The sequence below is a fragment of the Archangium sp. genome, from assembly GCF_036389735.1.
Lineage (GTDB): Bacteria > Myxococcota > Myxococcia > Myxococcales > Myxococcaceae > Archangium.
The window spans coordinates 1-7,124 of sequence record NZ_DASVWK010000909.1; the positions used below are offsets into that span (position 1 = coordinate 1).

Consider the following 7,124-nt stretch of genomic DNA (forward strand, 5'->3'; position numbering starts at 1 on the left):
AGCTTCTCCGTCAGCGTCGTGCGGAGGCGGCCGGCGTCGAGCCACTCGGCCACCTGCGTGAGGATGCGGTGCTGCTCGTCCATGTCCGGCGTCTGGAAGCGGGAGCGGGTGAACATGAGCTCCCACGAGAAGCTCACGCTCTTGCCCATCAGCCGCCCGAGGTCCAGGGGCTGGCTCGACTCGACGATGGAGACCATGCGCCCGAAGGGCTTGATGACGTCGCCCATGACGGTCCAGTAGCCCGTGGTGTCGACGGTGTTGAAGAGGTAGTCGACCTCGGGGATGTCCAGGTGCTTGAGCTGCTGGGGGATGTCCTCGCGGTGGTTGATGACGTGGTCGGCGCCCAGCGTGCGGCACCACTCCTGGGACTCGGGGCGCGAGGCGGTGGCGATGACGCGCAGCCCCGCCAGCTTCGCGAGCTGGATGGCGATGGAGCCCACTCCGCCCGCGCCGTTGATGATGAGCAGCGTCCGGCCCGCGTGCCGCCCACCCGGATCAATCGCACAGCGGTCGAACAGGCCTTCGTACGCGGTGAGGGCGGTGAGGGGCAGGGCGGCCGCCTGGGCGAAGTCGAGCGACCTGGGCTTGAGGCCCACGATGCGCTCGTCCACCAGGTGCAGCTCGCTGTCGCAGCCCGGGCGCAGGATGCTCCCCGCGTAGTAGACGGCATCCCCTCGCTTGAAGCGCTTGACGTCCGGGCCCGTGGCCTCGACCACGCCCGCGGCATCCCAGCCCAGCACGCGAGGTGAGGCCTCGGTCTTGTCCTTGGGGGAGCGGACCTTGGTGTCCACCGGGTTCACGGAGACGGCGTGGACGCGGACGAGCAGGTCATGTCCCTGGGGGGTCGGATCCGGCAGCTCCACATCGAGCAGCGACTCGGGATTCGAGCTGGGCAGGTAACGCTTCAGGGCAACGGCCTTCATGGTTCACTCCACGTGTAGGAAGACGCCGCGGTACGAGCCGCGAGCCTCCGGATGGTTCCTGGAGCGTCGGAATGTGACGGCTGGCCCGGGGTGCTCTCCTGCTCGCCTGCTCGGGAGCGGGGAGGGCGGGCGCGAGTCAGGTCGGGGGGCACCTGAGGCCCCTTGCGCTGTCTCGGGGTGATGGCGGGCCCTCGCTCTGGCGACTGGCGGACGGCGTGCGCAGCTTGCTGGGGGAGGATGCGCGTGTCCAAGGCAATCATCTTCGAGGTGGATGGGACGCTGGTGGACAGCAACGTGTTGCGGGCGCGGGCCTGGCAGGAAGCGCTGGCCCGGTATGGCCGTCAGGTGCGCCTCCCCAGGGTGCTCGCGCAGATGGCGCTCCATGGAGATCAGCTCCTCTCCGAATTCCTGACGGAGGAGGACATGACGCGCTACGCCGATGAGCTGGCGAGCTTCCATCGCGCCCTCTTCCAGGAGTCCTACCTCCCCCGGGTGAAGCCCTTCCATGGAGTGCCCGAGCTGCTCCGCCACCTGCGGGCCGAGGGCTGGAAGATCGCCCTGGCCTCCACCGGGGACCCGGACGAGCTGGAGCATTACATCGAGCTGCTCGGGGTAGAGGAGCTCATCGACGGGCGCACCACGGACGCCGAGGTGAACCACACCCGGCTCAACGAGGAGATTCCCGCGGAGGCCATCCGCCTGCTGGGGCTGGACCGGACCGACGAGACGCTGGCGATCGCGGGCAGCCCCTATGACGTCGAGGGCGCGGTGCGCCTGGGGATGCGGTGTGTCGGGCTGGTGTGTGGCGGCTTCTCGGATGAGCAACTGGTGCGGGCCGGAGCCATCGCCGTCTTCGGCACGCCCGAGGATCTGCTCACCCGTTACTCCGAATCGCCCCTGGCCGCGGGCGGTTGACTCACGCGGCCTTGGAGATCTCCTCGGCCCGCACCGTGCCCTGGCCCGAGTCGCCACTGCGGAGCATGCGGCTGTAGAGCGACAGGGACGGGTCGAAGAGGAACTTCAGCCACAGCGCCGTCCACGAGCGGTGGTAGTGCAGCGAGTCGTAGAACTCGGGGGCCAGCTGGCGCACCTTGGGCAGGCGCGTCCAGGGCACGCGCATCACGTCGTGGTGCTCGTTGTGGTAGCCGACGTTGAAGGCCACCCAGTTGAGGGGCCCGTAGTAGGAGTACGTCTCCTGGGGCGCCTTGACGAGGAAGTGCTCCTGGATCCACCGCGCGCCCAGCGGATGCAGGCCGATGGCGAAGATGGACGCCAGGAACATGTACACCAGCGCGCGAGGCCCCATCACCGCCCAGACTCCGGCGATGAAGGCGATCTGGAGCGCGAAGTTGGCGACGTACCAGCCGTCGACGAGCGGGATGCGCTTGAGCCGCGACACCCGCATGGCCTGGAAGGCCCAGAAGTTGAGCTGCCAGAAGGCCTTGCCGAAGAAGGAGTTGCCGATCAGCCGCGCCTCGAAGGGGGTGGCCAGGTCCGCGTCCAGCTCCGGGTCGCCTTGGAAGCGGTGGTGGATGAGGTGGTACTTGCGGAACGAGGCGGCCGCGGGGAACAGGATGGGCAGGTTGGTGAAGAGCTGAAGGACGGCGTTGAGGCGCGGGCTCTTGAAGACGAGGTTGTGGGTGCACTCGTGGATGAGCACCCACAGGCCGTGGTCGATGAACGCGCCCACCAGCCACGCGGTGGCCAGCAGCGCCCACCAGGGCGAGTCACGCAGCATCCAGGCGATTCCCACCTGGGCCGCGACCAGGAGCACCACGAAGGCGGCGGTGATGCGCGTGGGGCCGCACAGATCCTTGATCTCGGGGTGGGCGCGCAGGATGGCGCGGGCTCTCTCGAGGTGGGGTTCCTTCTCCGTGCTGCGGGCAAAGTCCAAGCGTGTCTGAGTCAAGACGCTTCCTTAAAAGTGGTGTCGTACGAAGCGGGGGGCGTGCAGCTTCGCACACCCCCCGCGTTCGACACCATGCGTCATTTCGCCCGGAGGAGGGAAGGGAGGGGGGTCCCCCTCATTCCAGCGTGAAGCCCTGGGCTCCGGCCTGGGCCTGGACGGACTGGAGGATGGCCTTGTCGAGGGTGTTGCCGCCCTCGGCGGCCGACTCCTTCTCCTTGGAGGCGAGGTACTTCTGCCGCTCCTGGTTGAGGTGCTGGATGCGCGCCTGGAGCTCCCCGCGCTCCTTCTCCTTGGCGGCGAGGACGGCCTTGCGCTCCTCGGCGCTCTTACCGCGCAGCTCCTCGGGGAGCTCCTCGTCCTTGAGCTCCTCGAGTTTCACCTTGCCCTTCTTGGTGCCATCCACCAGATCCCAGCCCGAGTTGTCGTAGAGCCGCGACGCCTTGGACACCGCGCGCGAGGTGGCGCTGACGGCGTTGGAGCTGGCGTTGTAGTCCTGGGTCACCTGCCGCTTCTTGGCCTCGGCGCCGGCCCTGCCGTAGCCCAGGTAGGTCTTGTTCAGCTCGACGCCCAGCCTGGAGATCTCCTCGTCCTGGGGGGCGGCGATCATCGCCACGGCCCGGTTCTGATCGATGTTGAAGGGCTGTCCCCCCGCGAGCCGGGCTCCCTCCGCCCAGCCGCTCCGGGAGCCTTCGCTCGCCTCGCCACAGTGGATGGTGTTCACCACGATGCCGTGCTCCTTCGCCGCCGAGATGGCCGTGCGGAAGGGGACCGGACCTTGCGTGAAGGGCTCGTTGCCCGCGATGTAGATGATCTTCAGGTCCTTCTTCGCCTTGCTCCACGCGAGCTGCTGGGTCGCCTTCTGAATGGCCTGGCCACAGAACTCGCTGCCTCCGTTGGTCTTCAGGGCGAAGAGCTGCTCGGACACCCGGTCCAGGTCCGTGGTGAGGGGCACCACCTGGCGGATGAAGCCCCCCTCGCTCGACAGCGTGTCGTTGCCGTACTCGTAGAGGGCGATCTCCAGCTGGGCCGACTGACCCTCGCGCCGTGCGTTCTGGAAGGCGTTCACCACCGTCCACAGCTGGCGTTTGGCCTGCTCGATGAGCCCATCCATGCTGCTGCTGGTGTCGAGCAGCAGGGCGAGCTGCACCTTGGGGGCGGAGATGGCGGCCTCGAGCGCGCCGGGAGACACGGCGGGCCTGGTCGGGGGGGCACGTTTGGCGGGGGCGTCGGGCTCCGCGGAGGCGATTCCGGGCAGCGCGAGCAGGCCGAGGCAGAGGAGCGAGTGCTTGAGCATGAGCCCTTCAACGAACGCCCTGGGAAAAAGATCTTCACCTCTTTGAAGCTCAAGGCCGCCGCTCGGGAAGCTTCTTGAGCAGGCCGTGTGCTTTAAACACCTGCTGGAGGTGGCGGCCGAGGGCGAGGTGCTCGGGATTGGATGCGCTGAGGCGCTCGGGGCCGAGAACAAGAAGGGTGCCCTTGTCCTCCACGGGCTCGATGCGCACGGGCTCCGGCAGGGCTGGCACCTCGCCCCAACGGCGCGAGATGTAGGTCAGCCAGCCCACGAAGGTGTCGGAGATTTCCTGCGACAAGCAGTCCCGGAAATCCTCGGACCCGGCATAAGCCCAGTCCGGATTCCAGGCCAGCGCCATGGCTCGCATCACCCCGGTGAGTACGGGGAGGGTGAGCAGGAGCTCACTTCCCGGAGGCTCCGAGGGCAAGTAGAGCAGGACACCATTGGGAGTGACCTCGGCGGCGGAACCACAGGTGAGTGAGACCATCCCGCCCTGGTTCTCGAGATGGCCCGTCCAGGCGCCGAAGACAAAGCCATCCTTTCCAAGCTGGTAGGTCTTCTTTCCAAAGAAGCGCATGAAGGTGTCAGTGGTGGGGTCGAACTGGAGCTGGAGCGCGCGCCTGGTCGAGGAGGCCTTTTCGTACCATCGGGCATAGGTGGGGTGGCATTGGGACAGCAGGCGGAAGAAGGTCTCCGCGCGCTGGGCGCACTCCAGGGCCGACTCCGGGCGGCATCCCCAATAGGCTCCGACGTAATAGGTCTCGCTCATGGGGTGTACACCACTTCTATACCTCCGATTCTCCAGCCCTTGAACAGCTTCTGGAGGATGGCGACCATGCGGGGTTCCGCCACATGCCAGCGCACAGGCAGTCCCCCAGCGAGCCGGGATTGTGTCTGGGCTTGTGTCCGCAGGCTTTCGAGGCCCTTGAACTCGAATTTGGGCGCGAGGCTCGCCGTGAACCATTTGTCATAGCCGACCCCCTTGGCTTCCAGCAGGGTGCCATCCTTGGGGTCATACCCGTCGTACTCCACGCATTCACCGTTGCGGCAGACCTTGTAGCACCAGCCTTTGGGCCCACCTGTCACCTGGGCCTGGTAGGTGCGGGCCTGCTCGGACATGCTCGCGGTGTCCTGTACCCACTGGCCGGGGCCTCCGATGGGAGGCCAGTTGCCATGGCTGGTGGCCATGTGGAGGACGGAGACGGCGCCTACTCCCTCGCCGAGCGTGGTCGTTACCGTGCCCGCCGACACCGCTACTGTCCTCACCACCAGCAAGCCATCGGCCGTGAGTGCCAGTACTGGCACCGCCGCTCCCACTGAGCCGATGCGCCCCACTGTACCGGCCGTGCCCGCCGCGCCCCCGTACATCATGAGCAGGTGCGTGGACAGCCGCGCCGCCTCGCGTATCTGGTCCTGCGAGGACATGGCGCCATAGCGCTCGAAGTATTCGGGCGAGGAGGCGATGACGAGCGCCACGGTGGCGGGCAGTTGCTTCAGGCCCTCCACGGTTCGGATGGGGTGGAGGATGGATTGCGCGAGGGCGAGCGTCAGCTCCCCCATGGCATTCTCGGCCCCGTCCAGCGCGGCGTTGAGCCAGTCGCGCTCCAGGCCCAGCTCGGCCCAGGGAATGGTATCCGCGCGCCGTAGGGAAGCGTCCACTGGATAGAGGACACCGGCGCGTGAGGAGTAGAAGGTACCCACCACGAGACGGCCTGCCTTGAACTCTCCCTCCCGCAGCGCCACCGGCCCCATGCGCTGAAGGGGTCTGCCGTTAAGCGCCGCCACCAGGTAGCCATCGGGGCGCACCAGCACCAAGGTCCAGAAGCGCTCGGTACGGCGCAGCAGTTCCACGTACTCCACGCGTTCGCCGTCGACGAGCACCTCGCGCAGCAGCCAGGAAAGGGAGAGACGCGGACCGAAGCTCTTCTGCGTCACGGGTACCTTCGCCAACCGGCCCCACATCTGCTGGGCCATGTCGGAAGAGAGTGCCGTGCCCGGCGGGTGCCGGTATGCCTCCTCGATGCCACTGGCCCCCTGCACTACCTGGAATGCATCCGTGTCCTGCTCGAAGAAGCCGCCCGCACTGCCCGCGACTTCCTCCGGAGCGGGAGCGGAAACCGAACGGCCCGTGGCGCACCCGCCCAGTAGTGCCAGCGCCATCAGGGCCAAGGCGATCGGACCCCAAGGAGGTTGCCGAACGCGTGCCGGGCGCGCTCCAACGAGGCGGATGGACATGCTGCACCTTCCCTGGCAAGCCACGCCAGCTGGAAACCGTGACGTCGGGAGCAGAGGCAAGTGCGGGAGGCGCAGTCAAGCCGCCCTCGATGTGGTCGGCAGCATGGGATGCCCCGTGGATTTCCTGACGCACTTACGTACGCGGCGGTGGGTCCCTCCAGCCACGCGGTGAGTCCACGCGGCCACGCACTGACGCCCGCTTCCGGCTCCGCCCCTCCGCGCGCGTCTGCTCGCCTGCCCGGCACTCCCCATGCATTGCCCTCCTTGCGGAGAGGGCACTCATGAACGAGCAGAATCAGAACGAGCAGCAGCAGCAGAACGAACCGCGGCAGAAGAACGAGCCGCGGCGGAACGAGGAGAAGCGGGGCGAGGTCCTGCGGAAGATGGTGTCGCTGGCCAGCGACGTGGCGCGCGGGCTGGTCAGTCGCACCCGGTGGATGGTCTACACCCAGCGGGGCCGCCGGATGATGGCGGGGCTGGCGGTGACCGGCGCGGTGGCCGGGGTGGTGGCCGCTCAGCCCCTCTGCATGATCGAGCCCGGCGAGGTGGGCATCCGGGTCAACCGGCTCACCGGCAATGTCTCCGAGCTGCGCGAGGGCTGGGCCTTGCTGCTGCCCCAGGTGCACCGCCTCAGCCGCTACAGCCTCAAGGACCAGACCTACCAGCCCACCCGCAGCACCCGTGCCACGGACCCCGCCCCCTTCCAGTCGGTGGAGGGCCTGTCCATCGGCGTTGAGATCACCATCCGCTACCTGCTCGACCCGGC

General features: G+C 67.7%; 7 protein-coding genes. 2 read left to right on the forward strand and 5 right to left on the reverse strand.

The window, feature by feature from the left end; translation table 11 throughout:
- The coding region (locus VF794_RS32310) for a zinc-binding alcohol dehydrogenase family protein (RefSeq protein WP_331116968.1) at window positions 1-923 on the reverse strand (923 nt) is incomplete at its 3' end.
- A gap of 243 nt (window positions 924-1,166) precedes the next feature.
- On the opposite strand from VF794_RS32310, the gene VF794_RS32315 reads away from it, so the two are divergent.
- A complete protein-coding gene (locus VF794_RS32315; RefSeq protein ID WP_331116969.1) occupies window positions 1,167-1,838 on the forward strand; it encodes an HAD family phosphatase in 672 nt (223 codons plus the stop codon).
- 1 nt (window position 1,839) lies between these two features.
- On the opposite strand, the gene VF794_RS32320 is transcribed toward VF794_RS32315, so the two are convergent.
- From VF794_RS32320 to VF794_RS32335, 4 genes are all read right to left on the reverse strand, one after another.
- Window positions 1,840-2,832, reverse strand: coding sequence for a fatty acid desaturase (locus VF794_RS32320; protein WP_331116970.1), 993 nt, complete (start codon window positions 2,830-2,832; stop codon window positions 1,840-1,842).
- 115 nt (window positions 2,833-2,947) lie between these two features.
- On the reverse strand, window positions 2,948-4,126 hold the full coding sequence (locus VF794_RS32325; protein ID WP_331116971.1) for a vWA domain-containing protein: 1,179 nt from the start codon (window positions 4,124-4,126) through the stop codon (window positions 2,948-2,950).
- A gap of 49 nt (window positions 4,127-4,175) precedes the next feature.
- Window positions 4,176-4,892 carry an immunity 52 family protein gene (locus VF794_RS32330; protein WP_331116972.1) on the reverse strand — a complete coding sequence of 239 codons (717 nt, stop codon included), beginning with the start codon at window positions 4,890-4,892 and terminating at the stop codon, window positions 4,176-4,178.
- A complete protein-coding gene (locus VF794_RS32335) occupies window positions 4,889-6,283 on the reverse strand; it encodes a Tox-REase-5 domain-containing protein (RefSeq protein WP_331116973.1) in 1,395 nt (464 codons plus the stop codon). Before VF794_RS32335 ends, VF794_RS32330 begins: the two co-directional genes overlap by 4 nt.
- 356 nt (window positions 6,284-6,639) lie before the next feature.
- On the opposite strand from VF794_RS32335, the gene VF794_RS32340 reads away from it, so the two are divergent.
- Window positions 6,640-7,124: SPFH domain-containing protein (locus VF794_RS32340; RefSeq protein ID WP_331116974.1), on the forward strand; the 485-nt coding region annotated here is incomplete at its 3' end.

Bases quoted from the DNA above. Each gene is read 5' to 3' on its own strand.
- VF794_RS32325 (WP_331116971.1), bottom strand. From the start codon at position 4,126: ATGCTCAAGCACTCGCTCCTCTGCCTCGGCCTGCTCGCGCTGCCCGGA.
- VF794_RS32330 (WP_331116972.1), bottom strand. From the start codon at position 4,892: ATGAGCGAGACCTATTACGTCGGAGCCTATTGGGGATGCCGCCCGGAG.
- VF794_RS32335 (WP_331116973.1), bottom strand. From the start codon at position 6,283: ATGGCGCTGGCACTACTGGGCGGGTGCGCCACGGGCCGTTCGGTTTCC.